The organism is Gilliamella sp. B14384G10 (assembly GCF_016101685.1).
Classification (GTDB): Bacteria; Pseudomonadota; Gammaproteobacteria; order Enterobacterales; family Orbaceae; genus Gilliamella; species Gilliamella apis_A.
Window position 1 is genome coordinate 103495 of the sequence record NZ_JACFQA010000003.1, and the last position, 19154, is coordinate 122648.

Consider the following 19154-nt stretch of genomic DNA (forward strand, 5'->3'; position numbering starts at 1 on the left):
AGTAATTTATGTACAAACCTATATTAGAAATTGATTTAGGTAAATTAAAAGACAATGCTCGTGTTGAAAAAGAGCTATTAGCTAAACACGGTATTGAAGTTATGGCTGTAAATAAAGTTTTTGATGGTTGCGTTGAAACTGCCAAAGCAGTGCTTGATGGTGGTATTGATGTTATTGCTGAATCAAGAACCTACAATTTGAAGAAACTTAAAGATGCATTAAATTGTAAAACTTGCCTATTACGCAGCCCTTGTTTAAGTGAAATCAGTGAAGTTGTTAAGTATGCTGATATCAGTTTAAATAGTGAAAAACAAGTTATTCAAGCACTTTCTGATGAAGCGGTAAAACAGCAAAAAGTCCATCAAGTTTTATTAATGGTGGATATGGGGGATTTACGCGAAGGGATTTGGTTTGAACATGTAGACGATATTATTGAAACGGTCAAACTGATCCTTTCTTTACCCGGTGTTGAGCTTTATGGGCTTGGTACTAACTTTAACTGCTATGGAACTGTGCTACCGACAGTGAAAAATGGCGTAGATTTTTTACACATAGCACGCAAAGTTGAAGAAGCTTGTAATATCAAGAGCAAATATCTATCTGCTGGTAACTGTACTAGTTACCATCTGCTTGATAAAGGGATCTGGCCAGAAGGACTTAATCACATCCGTATTGGTGGTTTACATGAGTTTGGTATTGAGTATGTCGATATGAAATATCTTGATGAGTTTCATCACTCAAACAAACCGGTCGAGAAAGCTTGTAGTGACATGTATAAATTATATGCACAAGTTATCGAACTTAATAGTAAACCTACCGTGCCTGTTGGTGAATTAGGTGTTGATGCCTTTTTGAACAGCAAAACTTTTGTTGATCACGGTACTCGTAAACGAGCTTTGCTTGCTTTTGGTCGTCAAGATGTGCCGGCGGAAAACTGTGTACCGGTAAATGATAACATTACGGTATTAGGTCAAACGAGTGATCATACTATCGTTGATATTGAAGATGTTTCTGAAACATTGCGAGTTGGCGATATGATCGTTTTTGAGCTTGATTACACAGCTCTGCTTATGGCTTGCCAAACCAACGGCGTAGAAAAACGATTTGTTTATTAATATATAACTGCTGCTGGGCAACCAGCAGCTATTATTGATTACTAGGCGGTTTACATGGCAACATCAGAACCTCAAGAAAGTCCTTATCCCAGTACTTTAAAGAAAAACTTAAAGAATCGTCATTTATTGATGATTTCATTAGGTGGTTCAATTGGTACAGGATTATTTATTGGTATTGCAGCGCCACTTAGCACTGTTGGGCCTTTAGGGACCATTATCGCTTATCTACTTGCCGGCAGTATTATGCTGTCTACCATGCTTTGCTTAGGTGAACTTTCTTGCGCATTCCCTCATGCAGGGTCTTTCCAGCATTATGCATTAATGTTTATTCCACATCCTATTTGGAGTTATACTATTGGCTGGTTATATTGGTTAAGCTGGGTACTATCTATGGCTGCTGACTTAACAGCGGCGTCTATGATTGCTCATCAAGTTTTTTCCTCTATTCCTATCTACATTCTTAGTCTAATTATTCTAACCGTTATCACTTGTGTTCATTTAACCTCTGTTCGAGCTTTTGGTGAAAGTGAATATTGGTTTTCAACAATCAAGGTATTAGCCATTATTACGTTTATAGCAGTTGGTATATATCTACTTTATCAACAATATAATCAAACACATGTGTTACCAACTTTTAAGACAGAGCAGGGCTGGTTTCCTAATGGATTTTTATCAATCTTTGTTTGTATGACTATTGTGACTTATTCATTTCAGGGGGTTGAATTAATTGGTAGTGCCGCAGGTGAAGCGCAATCACCCCAAACTGTTTTGCCTAAAATTATCACCGGTGTGGCGTTTCGGATAATTTTGTTTTATGTGTTAGCAATAGCCGTGTTAGCACTGGTATATCCCTATGGTACAACACATGATGAAATTAGCCCATTTGTTTGGGTATTCAATAAAGCGGGGATAACCTTTGCATCGTATGCAATGCTGTTCGTTATATTTTGTGCTGCGATTTCGGCTGCTAATTCGGCAGTTTATGCTAGTTCTAGAATGTTATGGTCGATGGCTCAGGATAATTTAGCACCAAAATATTTCTCAGAAGTGAATAAACGTGGCGTGCCAACCAAAGGAATATTGTTTATTGCTATTATTGCTTTAGTTTCGCTATTTTCTAAGTATATCGCAGCTGAAAAATTATACCTCTATTTAGTAGCAAGTACTGGGCAAGTTGGTTGTTTTGCTTGGATTATTATTGCTTGGTGTCAGTATCAATTTCGGAAAGGAGTAAATGAAGGTAAATATAGTAAAGATATGATTAAATTTAAATCCCCACTATTTCCTTGGTTAGCGATAATATCTATTACCGTTAACATTGTTATTATTGTTGGGGTCTGGTTTGGTGAATCAGGACATTTTATTTTATTATCTGAGGTAATCTTAATTTTTGTTATCTTGAGTACGTACTACTTTTTTAAAAAACGAAAAGTTAAGTTGGATAACCAAATAGATTAATCATATTCATTATATATGTAATCACCTAATGATTAATTATCGGTGATTACATACAATCAAATATTAATATTTGCTGACAATACACAAATTCTATTTCTAACCTATTGTTAGCCAAATTATTTTAAGAATGCGGAGACACCTGTAAATACCACTTGCGCTGCAATAGCCGATATTAATAACCCCGTTAGTTTTGATAGAATAGCAATACCTGTATTTTTTAATACTTTAGCAATGCTTTTAGCGCATAATAGCATGGCATAAATACCACTAGAGGCAATTAGTAGAGAAATTGCACCAATCAAATTTTGCATAATACCAACTGAACTTGTGCCCATTACAATAATTGTACCGATTGATGCCGGCCCCATACATAATGGTATTGCTAGTGGTACGACACTAATATCATCATCGTCACTATGAATTTTATTTTTTTCCGGTGAATCATTCATTAAAGCAACAGCGGTAATAAATAATAATGCTCCCGAGCCAATTCTAAACGCATCAAGTGTAAAACCGAACACACTAAACATGGCATTACCAAAAAAGAATAGCACAATACCAATAATAAATACTGCACAAGATGTTTTTAATGCTATTTTGCGACGTTGTGCTTCATCATATTGTTTGGTGCCACTTAAAAATGCACTTAACACTGCTGGTGGCGTCATCAATGCGAATAACTTGGTTGTGGTGGCAAGAATCTCAACAAGATAGTTATCCATTATGTTACCTTTTATATCATTTAGATATTACTTGAATTGTGTCAACGATTGTTGGCGGGAATGAACATTTACTATACACATAAAAACGGTCACCATAAAGGTGACCATTTTAATTGGATATATTTTAATTAGTTTATTAAATATGAACCAATTGGAATTAGTTAAGGCGCTCTTTGATACGAGCTGCTTTACCACGAAGTTCGCGTAAGTAGTAAAGTTTAGCTTGACGTACTTGACCACGACGTTTCACAGTAATTGAATCAACAATTGGTGAGTGAGTTTGGAATACTCGTTCAACACCTTCGCCATTCGAAATTTTACGTACTGTAAATGCAGAATGTAAACCACGATTACGAATTGCTACAACTACACCTTCATATGCTTGAAGACGTTTTTTGTTACCTTCAACAACCCATACTTTAACTTCTACCGTATCACCCGGGCGAAAAGACGGGATGTCTTTTTTCATTTGTTCTTGTTCTAATTGCTGAATAATTGCATTTTTCATAATTTTGTCTCTTACTAGTTATACTGAAATATTATTGGCTCGGTTTATCATTATATTCCTGTTGGAATTCAGTGAGTAAACGTTGCTCTTCATCAGTCAGAGCTAGATTTTCAAGAAGATCTTCTCTTCTCAACCAAGTTCGTCCTAGTGATTGTTTTAATCGCCAACGACGAATCGCTTCATGGTGACCAGACATTAATACATCGGGCACCGCCATTCCATCTAACACCTCTGGACGAGTATAGTGTGGGCAATCAAGTAAACCGTTAGCAAAAGAGTCTTCTTCTGCTGATGATTCATGATTTAACACGCCAGGGATAAACCTTGCTAATGCATCAATCATTGTCATCGCCGGTAATTCACCGCCACTTAACACGTAATCCCCAATTGACCATTCTTCATCAATTTCGGTTTGGATAACGCGTTCATCTATACCTTCGTATCGTCCACAAATCAAAATCAATTTTTGATATTGTGACAACTCGCAAACTCCCTGTTGGTTTAATTTGCGCCCTTGTGGAGAAAGATAGATTACTTTAGTATCTTCACCTGCTACAGCTTTGGCTGCATGAATCGCATCTCTAAGTGGTTGTACCATCATTAACATGCCTGGACCACCACCATAAGGCCTATCATCGACAGTCTTATGCTTATCATGCGCAAAATCGCGCGGGTTCCAATAATCTACTGTTAACAGCCCATTTTTAACGGCTCGACCAGTTACGCCATAACAGGTAATAGCTTGGAACATTTCGGGAAAAAGGCTAATTACGCCAATCCACATATTCTTACCTTACCAATTAAAATGCAGGATCCCAATCGACCACAATCATTTTTGTTGTTAAATCAACTTGTTTAATAAATTGTTCTTCAACAAAAGGGATTAAACGTTCTGTTGCTCCAAATGCATCTTTTAGATTTGCTTTAACAACCAATACATCATTAGAACCGGTTTCCATTAAATCAGTTACCTGACCTAAGTCATAACCATTAACTGTTTTTACTCGACAGCCAATCAAATCTTTCCAATAAAAATCACCTTGATTTAGTTCAGGCAATTTCTCAGCATCAACAAATACTTCAGCATTCGTCAACGCATTAGCTTGGTCGCGATCATCAACGCCTTTGAGTTTAACAATCATGTCCTGATTATGAGGTTTAAAGCTCTCAACGACTACTTCTTGCCATTTACCAGCACGCTGGATATACCAAGGTTTGTAATCAAAAATACTATCTGGAAATTCTGTAAACGAAAAAATCCTGAGCCATCCACGAATGCCGTAGCTTGAACCAAGTTTACCCACAACAATTAGATTCTCAGTATTCATCATCACAGTTACTATTACTTAATTAAGCAGCTTTTTGTGCTTGTTTGATCAATGCATTAACACGATCAGAAACAGTTGCACCTAAACCAACCCAATGATTTACGCGATCAAGATCTAAACGTAATTCTTCTGCTTTACCTTGTGCAATTGGATTAAAAAAGCCAACGCGTTCAATAAAACGACCATCACGTGGGTTACGGCTATCAGTGACAACTACTTGATAAAAAGGGCGCTTTTTAGAGCCACCACGAGCTAAACGAATAGTTACCATAACATCCTCTTAAATTAAAAAATAATCTTTCTTTTGCCCAACATGGACAAAATCAAAGCCCCAGAATTATACTCTTTCTAGCAAAAAGTGCAATGATTGATTGAGTGTGAAAAAGCGTGGTGGATTTGGTTATTGGCAAGTTTTGTTATGAATGAATATAAATTAATCTTTTAACCAATTTATATTATAGATAATAAGCTTAAGTTATGTTGGCTAATTAGCTGAATTATAATATTGCGATAGTTAGCCTTTTAAATAGCTGTGTGCCCAATAATTAAGGCTTTTTACGCCTAAATGCGCGAATTAAAACATCAAAAAAACCTAATGATTTAACCATTCTCTGACTATCAACATATACTCGGATAGCTCTTAATACTTGTTTGGGATCTTTAGATGCAAATGCAAATGTACCATCTTTTTTGGTTTGTATAGAGTAACGTGATATCCATCTTCCTTTAAAAAATACCGATGCGATGACATAATCGACTTCTTCCCAAGGTATTTGAATATATTTGCGAGGATCTCGCTGATGATAAAATTCGAACGCTTTATCGCCAATCATAATATGACCGTATTCTGAAAGTCCTGAAAAAGCTGTCGCTTTTACTGTTAAATCTATTTTGCTATTTAATGACTGAACCATTTAGTTGTTTGTATCCCTTATGCAAATTTGAGTTACTCATTACACCCTTTTTTGATTATTTTGAAAAAAGGGTGATTAATGTTTGAGGAAAGCGACAATTTTTGCTTTAAAAAGTACTCTCCTCAATTTTTTTAGTCAAAACGATTATTTTTATAAAAGACCGACAACGTGACCCAAAATACCGACTAAAAATAGTCCAAGAATAATTAAAATTGGCGATACTTTTTTACGAAGTAACCACATACATAAGAAAGTTAATAATAATGGCACCAGTCCAGGTATTAACTGATCTAAGTTATTTTGTAAGGTGGTGACTTTTTCTTGGTTAAGCGCCAATCCACTTTGCATTTGAATCAATGCTTGGTGAATACCTTCGGCACCAGCAGGAAGGGAATTCCAATCGATAAATGCACCATTATCTAATTTAACCGTTGATACAATTGGTTGGAATTTTATTGAAACCCATCTTTGCACTAATGCTGCTAGTACAAACATCCCCAAGATAGATGCACCTTTGGTGATTTTTTGTAGCAAACCACCACCTAAATTGTCGGTAATTTTTGAGCCAGTACGATACCCGAATTCTTGGGTAAACCACATAAAGCTCCCACGAATAATATTCCAAAATAAGAAGAATAAAATTGGTCCTAAAATGTTACCGCTTAGGGCAAGTGATGCACCAAGTGCGCCGAGCATCGGACGAACAGTAAACCAGAACACAGGATCACCTACACCGGCTAAAGGTCCCATCATTCCCACTTTTACCCCTTGAATTGCAACATCATCAACCGGTGCACCATTAGCTCGTTCTTCTTCTAAGGCTAGAGTTACACCTAGTACTGGTGATGCTAAATAAGGGTGAGTATTAAAAAATTCTAAATGGCGTTTCAAAGCCGCTGAACGGTCTTCTTTTGTAGTATATAATTTTTTGATAGCGGGAATCATTGAATAGGCCCAACCACCATTTTGCATACGTTCATAATTCCAAGAACCTTGGAGGAAAGTTGAACGCCAAGCTACCGCTAAACGGTCTTTTTTGCTTAATTGAATTCGATCTGTCATGTTCTTCTCCAAGTTCCTAGTAATCATTCAAAATATCATCAAGTGGATCGCCTTTACTTCCACCGCTTGATGAATTACCACGTTCAGAAAGGTTTATATAAATCAGTGCTAAAGCGATACCTAAGGCACCGAGTGCAATCAAAGTTAATTGTGATATTGCTGCAACCACAAAACCGATAATGAAAAATGGCCAAACTTCGCGGTTTGCCATCATATTGATTACCATGGCATAACCAACGGCAACAACCATTCCACCACCAATAGCCATACCAGTTGTTAACCATTCAGGCATTGCGTTTAATGCTTCTTTGACGGCTTCAGCAGGAATAAATAATAGTGCAGCAGCTGGAATAGCAATACGTAGACCTTGTAAACAAACACCTAACATTTGTAGCCATTCTATTTTGCGAATATTACCTTCTTCAGCTGCGGCATCCATTAAGTGTACTAAAGGTACGGCAATCGTTCGCACAATCATAGTTAAAAATAGGCCGGCAACAGCAAGCGGAATGGCAACGGCAATCGCAGTTGATACACCTGCAACACCTTGACCACCAAGCACTAAGATAATTGATGAAGCTACAGCAGCAAGAGCTGCATCAGGTGCTACAGCGGCACCAATATTTGCCCAACCTAATGCAATCATCTGTAATGATCCACCTAGTACGACACCAGCTTCTAGATTACCTGTTACCAGACCAATTAAGGAACAAGCAACCAATGGTTGGTGGAATTGGAATTGATCCAAAATACCTTCCATCCCAGCTAAAAAAGCAATAACTATCACTAGAATGATAGCAACAATTGATAAAGTCATAATAATAACCCCTTAATTAAACTATTTTTGTTCAGCTAATTCTTGTTTCGCTTTTTTTAATAATTCATCCATATTATCGTTTGAATCATTAGGCACTTTGCGAACGTCAAATTTCACATTTTTCGCTTTCAATTTTTCGAATGCATCAACATCTTCAGCGCTCATTGATAACACTTTATTGACCATTACTTTGCCAACTGAATGTGCCATTGAACCCACATTTAATGTTTCAATATCGACACCACCGTCTAAAGCACGCAGTACATCTTCAGGGTTTTCGAACAGTAATAAGGCTTTGGTATTGCCAAAACGCGGATCATGGGCAACTTGAATAATCTTTTTAATTGGCACGACATTGGCTTTAACTCCAGGAGGAGCCGCCTCTTCAATTAGTTTTTTCCGTAATTCATCTTTGGCTACTGAATCGGAAACCACGATAATACGATTAGGATTTGTGGCTTTAGTCCAAGACGTCGCCACCTGACCATGTAATAAGCGCGAATCAACACGAGCTAATACTATTTTCAACTTACCATCACCTAACACGGTACCTTCTGGGATAGTATTTGATTGTTGGTTGTTTACTTGTGGTTTAGCCGCAATTTCAACAGTTGTTCGAATTCCTTCCTGAGCTGACTCTATAATTGCTGTAGCCACTTGTTTGGCACTATCCATGGATAAACGTGATGAATAGGCTTCGATCAGCATAGGAAGATTCAAGCCAGCAACGATAGCCCAATTTGGGTGTTCGCCACAGAGTGTATTGGCTTGATTAAATGGTGTTCCACCCCATAAATCAACTAAAAACAGTACTTCATTTTGGTTATCGAAAGTAGCTATTGCTGCTAGCATCCGTTCTTTTAAACTTTCTGGACTATCACTTGGGTGCAAGGTAACGGCTTTAACGTTTTCTTGCTCGCCAAATATCATCGTCCCTGATTGTAAAATACCTTCAGCAAACTCACCATGAGTTGCTAGGATAATTCCAACCATAACGTACCTCCTAGTTTTTTATATTATTGCTAATATAAAGTTAATAAAATAAAGCAAAGTAATTTTATTTTAGTTAACAACATAAGCTATTACCTTGATCTGTATCAAAGATTAATAACAATAATTGTCAACTGATCAAATAATCTTCATTTAACTAACATATTAAAATTATGTCATGCTTTCTAAGGCTACAGCGTAATAAGAGAATAAATTAGGTATTATTTTGTACTAATGCTTTACGAATGAAGCCATTATTTTGTTCGAGTTTTGTTTTTGCTTGCTGAGCGGTTAGTCCGGCAAGAATCATTAAAATAGCTGTTTTACAATGTTGATTACATTGATTTAACGTTGTTATAGCTGTATCTCGGTTGCAATCGGTGGCTTGCATAACAATTGATATTTGCCGTTCAACAAGCTTAGCATTAGTGGCTTCAACATCAACCATTAAATTACCATACACTTTACCGATTTTAATCATACTGGCTGTTGTTAACATATTGAGGATCATCTTTTGTGCAGTGCCGGCTTTCATTCTTGATGAACCGGTAATGACTTCGGCTCCGACAATAGGAGTAATAGCAATATTAGCCAAATTAATCATTGGTGCATTAGGGTTGCAACATAAACTTACCACTGTAGCGCCAAGTGATTTTGCATATTGCATGCCGCCAATAACATAAGGTGTGCGCCCACTAGCAGCGATACCAACTAAAATATCTTTAGCACTAAAATTAATATGTTTTAAATCATTAATTGCCAATTCGGGTGAATCTTCTGCATTTTCGACAGCTTTAAATATGGCAGGTTTACCGCCAGCAATTAGACCAATGACTTGTTCTGGAGGGGTTCCATAAGTGGGTGGGCATTCGCTAGCATCTAAAATACCTAATCTCCCCGAGGTCCCAGCTCCAAGGTAGATTAAACGGCCATGATTTAGGAATGCATTGCTGATTGCATCCACGGCATTAGCGATGTAGGTAAGTTGTTTTTCGACTGCGAGTGCCACTTGTTTATCTTCATTATTGATAATTTGCAGAATTTCAATTGTGGATGCGCAGTCAATATTTTCGCTCGCATTGTTGCGATTTTCGGTGACCATAGCCGATAAATTAATGTTTGGCATGTGATTTTAACCCTAACCATACAAAAGCAATAAGAATAACAAATAGCATACCAAAACCGACGCCAATTGTAATGACTGATAATCCACAAGCGACAGCTAAGGTATAAGCACTTAACATAATCATCATTGCGCTATACTCGCTTAAGTTCTGTATTGAAATAACACTTCCGGCACCGACAAGCTCTTTACCAATTTTTTGAATTAGTGCATTTAATGGCACTAAAAAATAACCGCCTAATGCACCAATCACAACTAATAATATATAAGAGCTAATCATATTACTTTGTAACGTGAATGCGATGACGGCAAATCCCATTAATATCCCAGCTGGAATACAACGTAATGTATTCGAAATTGAAACCAAAGCACTAGCCAATGCCGCACCAATAACAATACCTATTGCTACAACAGCATTTAGATTCGTTGGAGTTGAATTGTCGGTAATACCTAAAACAATTGGTACCCAGCTGATTAATAAGAAACGCAGAGTAATGCCTGCCCCCCAAAATAGACTGGTACCAAGTAAAGTATAAAGGGCTTGTTTATTATTGAAGATGATTTTGATGGTTTTAGCGAAATCTTTTATCATACTTATCAACTTCCACTCAATATCTTGTCGAGCAGCAGGTAATTTGGGAATAAAAATATTTGCTATTACCGCTAGTCCATACATAACAACACAAGTAAGCAACGCTAAAGTAATATCTAAATCAGCAATATGGCCACCGGCAAGTGAACCAAGCAAAATAGCTGCAATGGTTGACGCTTCTATTAAGCCATTCGCTTTAACTAAATTATCGCCGGAAGTGAGTTCTCCTAAAATACCATATTTTGCTGGTGAGTAACCGGCTGCGCCAACACCGACTAAAAAATAGCCTAAAAATGGATTGATATTTAAGCAGATAATCGCTGCACCTAATAATTTAACCCCATTTGCAATCATCATCGCTTTGCCTTTCGACATACTGTCAGCAAATTGACCAACAAAAGGAGAAAGAAGGATAAAAGGAATTACAAAACCGATTTGCAATGCTGATTGGCTCCATTCTGGATAATGGAGCTGCTTAATAAAAGCAAGAATAGCAAAAAAAATTGCATTGTCAGCAAAGGCTGAAAAAAACTGAGCTAGCATGGTCGCTGCCATGCCAACTGATAACAATGGTTGTTTAGACATATCGAATCCTTGCTGTTATTGATTCTCATCGGCCATTTTGCGTAAGGTAATAAAATCGATTTTACCTGTACCCAATAATGGTAACTCTTTAACAACACGAATATCTCGAGGGATCGCTAATGCAGGGATACCTAAATCCTGCGCAGCCTGATTCAGCTGTTCCCTAGTTAATTTAGTCGAGGTAGTAAATAGCACAATAGCTTCTCCTTTGGCTGCATCGGCTTTTACTGTTGCACCATGCATGGCATCAACATCGACCTTTTTAGCTAAAGCTTCAACATTTTCAAGTGAGACCATTTCGCCAGCAATTTTTGCGAAGCGTTTTAATCGTCCTTTGATAGTTAAAAACTCATCTTTATCAATCGCAACGATATCACCGGTATCATACCAACCTTTATCCACATTACCGTTTTCATCAATAGCAACTGGCTCTTCAAGTATCCCCGGTTTCTCAACACGTAAGTAACCCTTCATTACGTTAGGTCCTTTAAGTTGTAGCTCTCCGCCATTGCTAATGCCTGGAACGGGTATTAATCTTGATTCCATTCCCGGTAATAAACGACCAACAGTACCAGCTTTAAATGCCATCGGCACATTAAGAGCAACAACGGGTGCACATTCGGTTACACCATAACCTTCTAAGATTCGAATACCGTATTTATCTTTCCATTGTTCACGCACCGCATCAGAAAGTTTTTCAGCACCAGCAACTACGTAGCGTAAACGCATAAAATCGTATGGATGTGCATATCGGGCGTAGTTGGCTAAAAATGTTGGTGTTCCAAATAACACTGTACAGTTTTGGTCATAAATGATTTCCGGTACCATACGATAATGTAACGGATTTGGATATAAAAACGTACGACTGCCAGAGAACAACGGTAAAAATAAGCCTGCGGTAATGCCAAAGGCGTGGAAAAGAGGTAACGCCGACATAAAACGGTCAGCAGGCGTTGGATCGATAACAGTACGAATTTGTTCGACATTCGCCAATAAACTGCCATGGCTATGGACGACTCCTTTCGGATTACCTTCTGAGCCTGAAGTAAATAGAACTAAAGCCTCGTCTTGACTTGATTGTCGTCGTTTAACTAATCGAGGAATGTATTGATGTACGGCAACGTATAGTTTATCAAAAAAGTTCAAACTGCTGCGCAAATCTTCAAGGAAATACCAATTTACATCGTTAATTTCTTCTAAAAGGTAATCAAGCTTCCCTTTTTTAATAAATTTGCGTGAAGTAATAATGGTTTTTATTTCAGCAGCAGTAATTGCACAGGTTAATCCTTTAGTACCAGCCGTGTAGTTGAGCATTGCTGGAATACGATTTTTAACTGATAAACCAAAAATAGTGGCAACAGTAATTGTTGCATTGGGTAGTAATAGGCCAACTCGTTCTTTCGGTTTGGTAATTTTAGAAATAATACAACTTACACCGATAATCTGCTTAAGTAAGTTTCGATAGGAGGCTTCATGAGTGGTAGGGTCTTGAACCATTCTTGATTTTACGCCATAACGAACTTGAGCTTCAAGTAGAGCCTCAAAAAGGGTTAATTTAGGGCGACTTGCCATTCTGGCATTCATCATAATTTGATGTAATTTTTCACCAGCAATATATCTTCGATCACTTGCTTTTGCTGCGTCAGGCATTGGGATTGATTTTGGTTCCAATACATGAATAGTAATTTTTGGAAATAGACGACGTTTAAATAAGCCTTTTAAGCGACTGGTTAAGGTAAATTCGGCACCTTCTATCCAAACAGGTACAATGGTCGCTTGAGAACGTGCCGCAACAAATGCCGCACCATCATAAATCTTCATTAATGATCCGGTTATGGTAATTCGACCTTCCGGAAAAATAACAATTGGTCGGCCTTTTTCAATTTCACGGACCAATTTTTTTATTGCCATAGGACTTAATGGATCCATTGGCACAAAATCGACATAGCGTTTGGCTAAACGAACTAGCCAGTGATTAATATATCCTGCGTAGATAGCAAATACTGGTTTTACTGGTAAAAATACGCCGATTAAAACGCCATCTAGAAAGGAAACATGATTAGGAGTGATAAGAAGTCTGTCTTGTTTTAGGTTATCAAGATTACCTTGAATCTTGACATGGAATAAAATCTTTAAAAAAAATTTTAATATTTTAAATAACATCTGATTTCTCAATTTCCGTGCAAAATTGCACTCTGTCATAATAGTGAAAATTATTGCAATATACAAGAAGCTAAATTTCAATTGAATTTAATTGATATTAAACAAATTGTTATGTGAATTATTCTTGTTGAAAATATTAATTAATAGACAATAAATAGTAAAAAAGTAAAATAAAAGTTAAATAACAGTAAGGAATGAAAATGTTAATTTTAACAGCTCAAGATATCCAACAATTTTATACCATGAAAGATGCCGTAGAAGCAGATAAACAAGCATTAAAAATTTATACTCAGGGTAATAGTGAAGTGCCTTTACGTATCAACTTTGATATGCATAAAGGACAATGCCTAGTTATGCCAGCCCATATTAAAGAAAATGATGTTGTTGGTTTAAAAATTGTTTCGGTTTTTCCTGATAATCCTAAATTGGGTAAACCATCGGTTCCGGCGCAAGTGTTTATGATCGATCCTCAAACTGGCGAAGTTTGTGCGATATTAGATGGCACGTTTGTTACGCAATTGCGAACCGGTGCGGTACAAGGTGCTGCTACCGATTTATTAGCAAAAAAGGATGCTAAACGAGCAGTATTAATTGGTACTGGTGGGCAAGCTGCTGCACAATTAGAAGCTATGTTAACGGTACGGCAATTAACGGATGTGGCTATTTATGGGCTTGATGCTAATAAAGGCAAGCAATTTACTGAAGAGATGAAAAAACGATTTGGCCATTTTTCGGCTAACCTCTATTTTACACAAGATTTGGATGAAGATATTCGCCATGCTGATATCATTACGTCAGTGACTACATCAAAAGAAGTGACTTTCAATGGTGAGTTAGTTAAACCCGGAACTCATATCAATGGTGTAGGTGCTTACACACCAGAGATGCACGAAATCCCAAGTAATATAGTGGCAAAAGCAGATCTTCGTGTACTTGATACTAAAGATGGTGTATTTGCTGAAGCTGGTGATATTATCGACCCAATTAATCAAAATTTAGTCACAAAACAAGATTTTTATGAATTGGGAGATTTAGTTATCGATCCGCAAAAATGTCGTCAAAACGATCAGCAAATCACGTTATTTAAAACTGTGGGAACGGCAGTTTTAGATGTCTATGTCGGTTATGATATTTATCAGAAAGCTAAACAAAAGGGTATTGGAACGACTATCTAATAATTCTTTTTAACCCCAAATCACCCCTTAACCAAAAATTTGAGGAAAGGGGTCTTTTAATGTCTAAAATTGGCATTAATAGTGCTTATTATTAGTATTAACAATAAGTTAGTTCTATAAAATAAAAAATTATAGGAAAGTGTTTTTAGCGCTTAAAATTGTCGTTAATGGTATTACTTATTAAAATCAACAATAGATTAGCCATTATCAATAAAATAATGCGAGGTAAAAGCGGCTCTAAGATCGAAACTTAGCTTTTCAGCTCTTCTTTTTGTGAACGACCTAATAATGACATGGCAGCCTGTTTTGGATCTTTATGTTCGTAAAGTACTTTATAGATTTGTTCAGTAATAGGCATATCGACGTGATATTTTTGTGCTAATGACCAAACTTCTTTAGTATTTCTACAGCCTTCAACCACTTGAGCAATGATCTCTTGTGCTTCTTGAATTGATTTGTTTTGACCCAGTAAAATACCAAAACGGCGATTTCGAGATTGATTATCGGTACATGTCAGTACCAAATCACCTAATCCTGCCATCCCCATAAAAGTGGCGGGATCGGCACCAAGTGCTTCGCCTAATCGCATCATTTCAGCCAATCCACGAGTGATTAATGCTGTTCTGGCATTAGCACCAAAACCAAGCCCATCCGACAATCCAGCACCAATGGCGATCACATTTTTGACTGCTCCGCCAAGTTGAACACCGATAAAGTCTTTACTGCTATAGACTCGAAACGATTTACTACAGTGGAATAAATTTTGTAGTTCTGTTAAAAATTGTTCATCAGTTGACGCAACAGTAACTGCAGTGGGTAAACCAGATGCCACTTCTTTAGCAAATGTAGGACCAGAAATAACCGCTAATGGAATTTTGTCATCTAAAACTTCGCGTGCAACATCTTGTAATAATCGTCCAGTATCAACTTCAAGGCCTTTCGTTGCCCAAACAATTTTACTATCCTTTCTTAACAATGGTTTTATTTGTTTAAGAATACTACCAAACGCATGGCTAGGTACAACAATAAGTAAAATAGGTGCAGCAGCAACAGCAGTGGCTAAATTAGCTTCAATTTGCAGTTGCTCTGGGAAAGGGATATCAGGCAAAAACTGTCTATTTTGTCTATCATTCTGCAAAATAGCCATCTTATCTGGGTTATGTCCCCACAATAAGGTTTCATGGCCATTACGTGCTAGTAATATTGCTAGTGAGGTTCCATAAGAACCTGCGCCAATTACAGTCACTGCAGCATCTTTACTCATATATAATCCAATAGACTTTATTAATTAACTTAACAATTACGATTATTGTAAGGTTTCAGTTACACTATTTTGCGCTTGTTGTTCTTGTTGTTGTAAATAGTTAATGAACAATGCTTCAAAATTTACTGGCTCTAAATTAAGTTGTGGGAATGTCCCTTTATTCACTAGGCTTGAAATAACCTCACGCGCATAAGGGAATAAAATGTTTGGACAATAAGCACCAACACAATGTTGAATTTGTGCATCATCAAAACCAATAAGAGAGAAAATTCCTGATTGGGTAACTTCACAAATATACACAACTTCTTCTTGTTGTTTTACCGTTACGGTAACACGTAAAGAAACTTCATGCACTTCATCACTTAATGCTTGTGATGCTGAATTTAGCTCTAAATTCATTTCTGGTTGCCACTGCTTAGTGAAAATTTCAGGGACATTATTGGTTTCAAAAGAAACATCTTTAGTGTAAATACGTTGAATTGCAAATTGTGTTTCTGGTTGTTGTGTATTGTTTTGTTCTGTCATGATAAAACCTTATTTTAAAATTATATTATTTTCTAACTAATGGTAAGTTTTCGCCGTTCCAACCAGCAATACCATCTTTTAATGTAAATACATGTAAAAAACCTTGTTTGACTAATACTTCACCAATGCCTGCTGATGTTAAGCCATTTTCATCAATCACAATAATGATATTTTCTTTAAATTTTTCTATTGTTTTAGCACTAGCATTCTTTATATCAACAGGTAAGATGTTGTGTGATTCAGTGATATGCCCTTTTTTGAAGCTATCTGCTGAACGAATATCAACAATAACTGCATTTTGTTTATTGATCATATTAATTGCTTGCGCGTTATTAATTATTTTTACTTTTGACAATTTACTTTTTACGGTTAATACAATGATTGCAACAAATAACACAACCCAACCTAATGAAAGTAAAAGATGATTTTTGACAAAAGGTATAATTTCGAGCGTAACAAAGTCCATACTTTTATGATTACCTAATTTTTATTAAAAATAAGATAAGATTATAACGATATTGTCTACTGAAATACAGATCTAAAGGGAGAAATCTTATTTTAAGCTAATAAGAACTAAAGAATTCTAAGGTGAGAATTAATGTTATTTAGATGATTTATCTTAGTGGTTTTGCTTTTAGTTACTATAATCTCGTCTGTTTTAGCCGAATAAAATAATTGTGCTACAAATAAAACCGTAAACTTAGATCAAAACATGCAAATAACCGATGAGCCATTACTATTTGACCCAAATTTAACCTGTCGAAATTTTTTTCTGGAAATTGATGCTAATGCACCTGATTATTTTCAATATTATGATTGTCAAATACAAGATGAAGGTCAAACATGGCGGATAACTGTAGTTTATAAAGTTGACGGTAAATATGCTAAGCAAGCCCATTAATATTTGATTAAAACTATGAGGATGGGTGAACTGAAACATTTATGCTGTTATTGGCATCAACAAAATCCAGTTTTGATCGCTAATTAAAAAGATAACTTATTGTATGAAACTTCGTTTTTTTTAAATGAAACATTTAAACGTGATGGGGATGAAATGATTTTTTATTTAATCATAATCGGTTTTCGAAGATTCAATATATAACTTATTTATGCAGTGTAGCCAATCAACCACTTTGTCATGGAGCAAAACAGTGACATAAATGGCTTTATGTGACATTTTGGTGCATTATTTTGGTGCTTTATGCATTATTATGGTGCGTTCATGCTTTTTCTGCTATTATTTAATCATTAAAAACCGTCTAAAATGGTTAATGAAAAACTGGCATCATATTTGCATACAATCTAATAAATAGGCAAAATGCCTTTAAACTGAACAATTATTATATGTCCTCAATGGAGAAGCTACATGTCTACACAAAAAGTTTTAACGCTAATAAAAGAAAACGATGTTAAGTTTGTTGATTTACGTTTTACTGATACTAAAGGTAAAGAACAACACGTTACAATTCCTGTAAGTCAAATCGACGCTGATTTTTTTGAAGATGGTAAAATGTTTGATGGCTCTTCCATTGCTGGTTGGAAAGGCATTAACGAATCAGATATGGTTTTAATGCCAGATGCATCAAGCGCAGTAATTGATCCGTTTTTTGAAGACGTAACATTAAATATTCGTTGTGACGTTTTAGAACCAGCGACTTTACAAGGTTATGACCGTGATCCTCGTTCAATTGCTAAACGTGCTGAAGAGTTTTTAAAATCATCAGGTATTGCAGATACCGTTATTTTTGGACCAGAACCTGAGTTTTTCTTATTTGATGATGTTCGTTTTGGATCGCCAATGTCTGGTAGCTTTGTTCATATTGATGATATCGAGGCCGCTTGGAACTCTGGTACTAAATACGAAGAAGGTAATAAGGGGCATCGTCCTGGCGTTAAAGGTGGTTATTTCCCACTTCCTCCGGTTGACTCGTCACAAGATATTCGTTCTGAAATGTGTTTAATCATGGAACAACTAGGTTTAGTTGTTGAAGCTCATCACCATGAAGTTGCAACTGCAGGCCAAAATGAGATTGCTTGTCGTTTCAATACATTAACTAAAAAAGCTGATGAAGTTCAAATTTATAAATATGTTGTACAAAATGTTGCTCATGCTTATGGTAAAACCGCAACATTTATGCCAAAACCTATGTTTGGCGATAACGGTTCAGGTATGCATTGTCACCAATCTCTTGCTAAAGATGGCGTAAACCTTTTTGCTGGTGATAAATATGCTGGCCTTTCTGAAATGGCGTTATTCTATATTGGTGGTATTATCAAACATGCTAAAGCGATTAATGCTTTTGCTAACCCAGCGACTAACTCTTATAAACGTTTAGTACCAGGTTATGAAGCACCAGTTATGCTTGCATATTCTGCGCGTAATCGTTCTGCATCAATTCGTATTCCAGTGGTTACTAGCCCTAAAGCGCGTCGTATTGAAGTTCGCTTCCCTGATCCAGCAGGTAACCCATACTTATCATTTGCAGCACAATTAATGGCAGGTTTAGATGGTATTATCAATAAGATTCATCCGGGTGATGCGATGGATAAAAACTTATATGACTTACCAACAGAAGAGTCTAAATTAATTCCACAAGTTGCTGGTTCACTTGAAGAAGCTCTTGACGCGTTAGATGCGGATCGTGAATTCTTAACTCGTGGTAATGTATTTACTAATGACACTATTGATGCTTATATTGACTTAAAACGTCAAGATGTTGATCGTGTTCGTATGACACCACATCCGGTTGAATTTGAACTCTACTACAGTCTATAAGTCATTATTGTATTATTTAAAGCTTTAACCACCGCTA

General features: G+C 36.5%; 19 protein-coding genes and 2 pseudogenes. 5 read left to right on the forward strand and 16 right to left on the reverse strand.

All coding sequences use genetic code 11. The features are described from left to right. Positions 1-8: 8 nt before the first annotated feature. Both H3T54_RS08800 and H3T54_RS08805 read left to right on the forward strand, forming a co-directional pair. Entirely contained in the window at positions 9-1115 is a 1107-nt protein-coding gene (locus H3T54_RS08800) for an alanine/ornithine racemase family PLP-dependent enzyme (RefSeq protein ID WP_198222129.1), read from the forward strand. Between the two features lie 54 nt (positions 1116-1169). Further along, complete coding sequence (locus tag H3T54_RS08805; RefSeq protein ID WP_198222131.1) at positions 1170-2573, forward strand: amino acid permease; 1404 nt, start codon at positions 1170-1172, stop codon at positions 2571-2573. A 116-nt stretch (positions 2574-2689) separates the two neighbouring features. On the opposite strand, the gene H3T54_RS08810 is transcribed toward H3T54_RS08805, so the two are convergent. From H3T54_RS08810 to aas, 13 genes and pseudogenes are all read right to left on the reverse strand, one after another. After that, a complete protein-coding gene (locus tag H3T54_RS08810; RefSeq protein ID WP_065613828.1) occupies positions 2690-3295 on the reverse strand; it encodes a MarC family protein in 606 nt (201 codons plus the stop codon). Between the two features lie 157 nt (positions 3296-3452). Continuing rightward, a complete protein-coding gene (gene rplS, locus H3T54_RS08815; RefSeq protein WP_025314641.1) occupies positions 3453-3803 on the reverse strand; it encodes a 50S ribosomal protein L19 in 351 nt (116 codons plus the stop codon). Positions 3804-3834: 31 nt separating this feature from the next. Next, positions 3835-4587 (reverse strand): tRNA (guanosine(37)-N1)-methyltransferase TrmD, encoded by a 753-nt coding sequence (trmD, locus tag H3T54_RS08820; protein ID WP_110448518.1) that lies wholly within the window; start codon positions 4585-4587, stop codon positions 3835-3837. 16 nt (positions 4588-4603) lie between these two features. Beyond that, entirely contained in the window at positions 4604-5134 is a 531-nt protein-coding gene (gene rimM / locus H3T54_RS08825) for a ribosome maturation factor RimM (protein WP_086320463.1), read from the reverse strand. A gap of 19 nt (positions 5135-5153) precedes the next feature. Beyond that, positions 5154-5402: a 30S ribosomal protein S16 gene (gene rpsP / locus H3T54_RS08830; RefSeq protein ID WP_034900786.1), complete on the reverse strand. Its 249-nt coding sequence runs from the start codon at positions 5400-5402 to the stop codon at positions 5154-5156. Positions 5403-5676: 274 nt separating this feature from the next. After that, entirely contained in the window at positions 5677-6045 is a 369-nt protein-coding gene (locus H3T54_RS08835) for a DUF956 family protein (protein WP_110448517.1), read from the reverse strand. Between the two features lie 150 nt (positions 6046-6195). Next, complete coding sequence (locus tag H3T54_RS08840; protein WP_110448516.1) at positions 6196-7107, reverse strand: PTS system mannose/fructose/sorbose family transporter subunit IID; 912 nt, start codon at positions 7105-7107, stop codon at positions 6196-6198. Between the two features lie 16 nt (positions 7108-7123). Further along, positions 7124-7924 carry a PTS mannose/fructose/sorbose transporter subunit IIC gene (locus H3T54_RS08845; protein ID WP_110448515.1) on the reverse strand — a complete coding sequence of 267 codons (801 nt, stop codon included), beginning with the start codon at positions 7922-7924 and terminating at the stop codon, positions 7124-7126. Between the two features lie 21 nt (positions 7925-7945). Then, positions 7946-8485: pseudogene (locus H3T54_RS12095) on the reverse strand (PTS system mannose/fructose/N-acetylgalactosamine-transporter subunit IIB); the annotation flags it as partial. Positions 8486-8550: 65 nt separating this feature from the next. Further along, positions 8551-8917 (reverse strand): annotated as a pseudogene (locus tag H3T54_RS12100) (PTS sugar transporter subunit IIA); the annotation flags it as partial. Positions 8918-9128: 211 nt separating this feature from the next. Beyond that, on the reverse strand, positions 9129-10040 hold the full coding sequence (gene murQ / locus H3T54_RS08855; protein WP_232351554.1) for an N-acetylmuramic acid 6-phosphate etherase: 912 nt from the start codon (positions 10038-10040) through the stop codon (positions 9129-9131). After that, positions 10027-11214 carry a lysophospholipid transporter LplT gene (lplT, locus tag H3T54_RS08860; protein ID WP_198201395.1) on the reverse strand — a complete coding sequence of 396 codons (1188 nt, stop codon included), beginning with the start codon at positions 11212-11214 and terminating at the stop codon, positions 10027-10029. Before lplT ends, murQ begins: the two co-directional genes overlap by 14 nt. Before the next feature lie 15 nt (positions 11215-11229). After that, entirely contained in the window at positions 11230-13377 is a 2148-nt protein-coding gene (aas, locus tag H3T54_RS08865) for a bifunctional acyl-ACP--phospholipid O-acyltransferase/long-chain-fatty-acid--ACP ligase (RefSeq protein WP_198201394.1), read from the reverse strand. A gap of 200 nt (positions 13378-13577) precedes the next feature. Here aas and H3T54_RS08870 point away from each other — a divergent pair, with 200 nt between their 5' ends. After that, a complete protein-coding gene (locus H3T54_RS08870; RefSeq protein ID WP_198222135.1) occupies positions 13578-14552 on the forward strand; it encodes a hypothetical protein in 975 nt (324 codons plus the stop codon). Between the two features lie 250 nt (positions 14553-14802). Here H3T54_RS08870 and gpsA read toward each other — a convergent pair whose 3' ends face one another. The 3 genes from gpsA to H3T54_RS08885 are packed head-to-tail and all read right to left on the reverse strand — an operon-like array spanning position 14803 to position 16807. Continuing rightward, the gene (gene gpsA / locus H3T54_RS08875; protein WP_198222137.1) at positions 14803-15816 is read right to left on the reverse strand and encodes an NAD(P)H-dependent glycerol-3-phosphate dehydrogenase; all 1014 of its coding nucleotides are present in this window, start codon (positions 15814-15816) and stop codon (positions 14803-14805) included. A 42-nt stretch (positions 15817-15858) separates the two neighbouring features. Continuing rightward, the gene (gene secB, locus H3T54_RS08880) at positions 15859-16341 is read right to left on the reverse strand and encodes a protein-export chaperone SecB (RefSeq protein ID WP_110448509.1); all 483 of its coding nucleotides are present in this window, start codon (positions 16339-16341) and stop codon (positions 15859-15861) included. Positions 16342-16366: 25 nt separating this feature from the next. Further along, positions 16367-16807 (reverse strand): rhodanese-like domain-containing protein, encoded by a 441-nt coding sequence (locus H3T54_RS08885; protein ID WP_110448508.1) that lies wholly within the window; start codon positions 16805-16807, stop codon positions 16367-16369. A 246-nt stretch (positions 16808-17053) separates the two neighbouring features. On the opposite strand from H3T54_RS08885, the gene H3T54_RS08890 reads away from it, so the two are divergent. Both H3T54_RS08890 and glnA read left to right on the forward strand, forming a co-directional pair. After that, a complete protein-coding gene (locus tag H3T54_RS08890) occupies positions 17054-17242 on the forward strand; it encodes a hypothetical protein (protein WP_146208347.1) in 189 nt (62 codons plus the stop codon). Between the two features lie 465 nt (positions 17243-17707). Further along, entirely contained in the window at positions 17708-19117 is a 1410-nt protein-coding gene (gene glnA / locus H3T54_RS08895) for a glutamate--ammonia ligase (RefSeq protein WP_198222139.1), read from the forward strand. Positions 19118-19154 lie beyond the last annotated feature (37 nt).

Bases quoted from the DNA above. Each gene is read 5' to 3' on its own strand.
- gpsA (WP_198222137.1), bottom strand. From the start codon at position 15,816: ATGAGTAAAGATGCTGCAGTGACTGTAATTGGCGCAGGTTCTTATGGA.
- glnA (WP_198222139.1), top strand. From the start codon at position 17,708: ATGTCTACACAAAAAGTTTTAACGCTAATAAAAGAAAACGATGTTAAG.
- aas (WP_198201394.1), bottom strand. From the start codon at position 13,377: ATGTTATTTAAAATATTAAAATTTTTTTTAAAGATTTTATTCCATGTC.
- H3T54_RS08810 (WP_065613828.1), bottom strand. From the start codon at position 3,295: ATGGATAACTATCTTGTTGAGATTCTTGCCACCACAACCAAGTTATTC.
- H3T54_RS08885 (WP_110448508.1), bottom strand. From the start codon at position 16,807: ATGGACTTTGTTACGCTCGAAATTATACCTTTTGTCAAAAATCATCTT.
- H3T54_RS08890 (WP_146208347.1), top strand. From the start codon at position 17,054: ATGCAAATAACCGATGAGCCATTACTATTTGACCCAAATTTAACCTGT.
- H3T54_RS08870 (WP_198222135.1), top strand. From the start codon at position 13,578: ATGTTAATTTTAACAGCTCAAGATATCCAACAATTTTATACCATGAAA.
- murQ (WP_232351554.1), bottom strand. From the start codon at position 10,040: ATGCCAAACATTAATTTATCGGCTATGGTCACCGAAAATCGCAACAAT.
- H3T54_RS08845 (WP_110448515.1), bottom strand. From the start codon at position 7,924: ATGACTTTATCAATTGTTGCTATCATTCTAGTGATAGTTATTGCTTTT.
- rimM (WP_086320463.1), bottom strand. From the start codon at position 5,134: ATGATGAATACTGAGAATCTAATTGTTGTGGGTAAACTTGGTTCAAGC.
- rplS (WP_025314641.1), bottom strand. From the start codon at position 3,803: ATGAAAAATGCAATTATTCAGCAATTAGAACAAGAACAAATGAAAAAA.
- H3T54_RS08800 (WP_198222129.1), top strand. From the start codon at position 9: ATGTACAAACCTATATTAGAAATTGATTTAGGTAAATTAAAAGACAAT.
- rpsP (WP_034900786.1), bottom strand. From the start codon at position 5,402: ATGGTAACTATTCGTTTAGCTCGTGGTGGCTCTAAAAAGCGCCCTTTT.
- H3T54_RS08840 (WP_110448516.1), bottom strand. From the start codon at position 7,107: ATGACAGATCGAATTCAATTAAGCAAAAAAGACCGTTTAGCGGTAGCT.
- H3T54_RS08805 (WP_198222131.1), top strand. From the start codon at position 1,170: ATGGCAACATCAGAACCTCAAGAAAGTCCTTATCCCAGTACTTTAAAG.
- secB (WP_110448509.1), bottom strand. From the start codon at position 16,341: ATGACAGAACAAAACAATACACAACAACCAGAAACACAATTTGCAATT.
- lplT (WP_198201395.1), bottom strand. From the start codon at position 11,214: ATGTCTAAACAACCATTGTTATCAGTTGGCATGGCAGCGACCATGCTA.
- trmD (WP_110448518.1), bottom strand. From the start codon at position 4,587: ATGTGGATTGGCGTAATTAGCCTTTTTCCCGAAATGTTCCAAGCTATT.
- H3T54_RS08835 (WP_110448517.1), bottom strand. From the start codon at position 6,045: ATGGTTCAGTCATTAAATAGCAAAATAGATTTAACAGTAAAAGCGACA.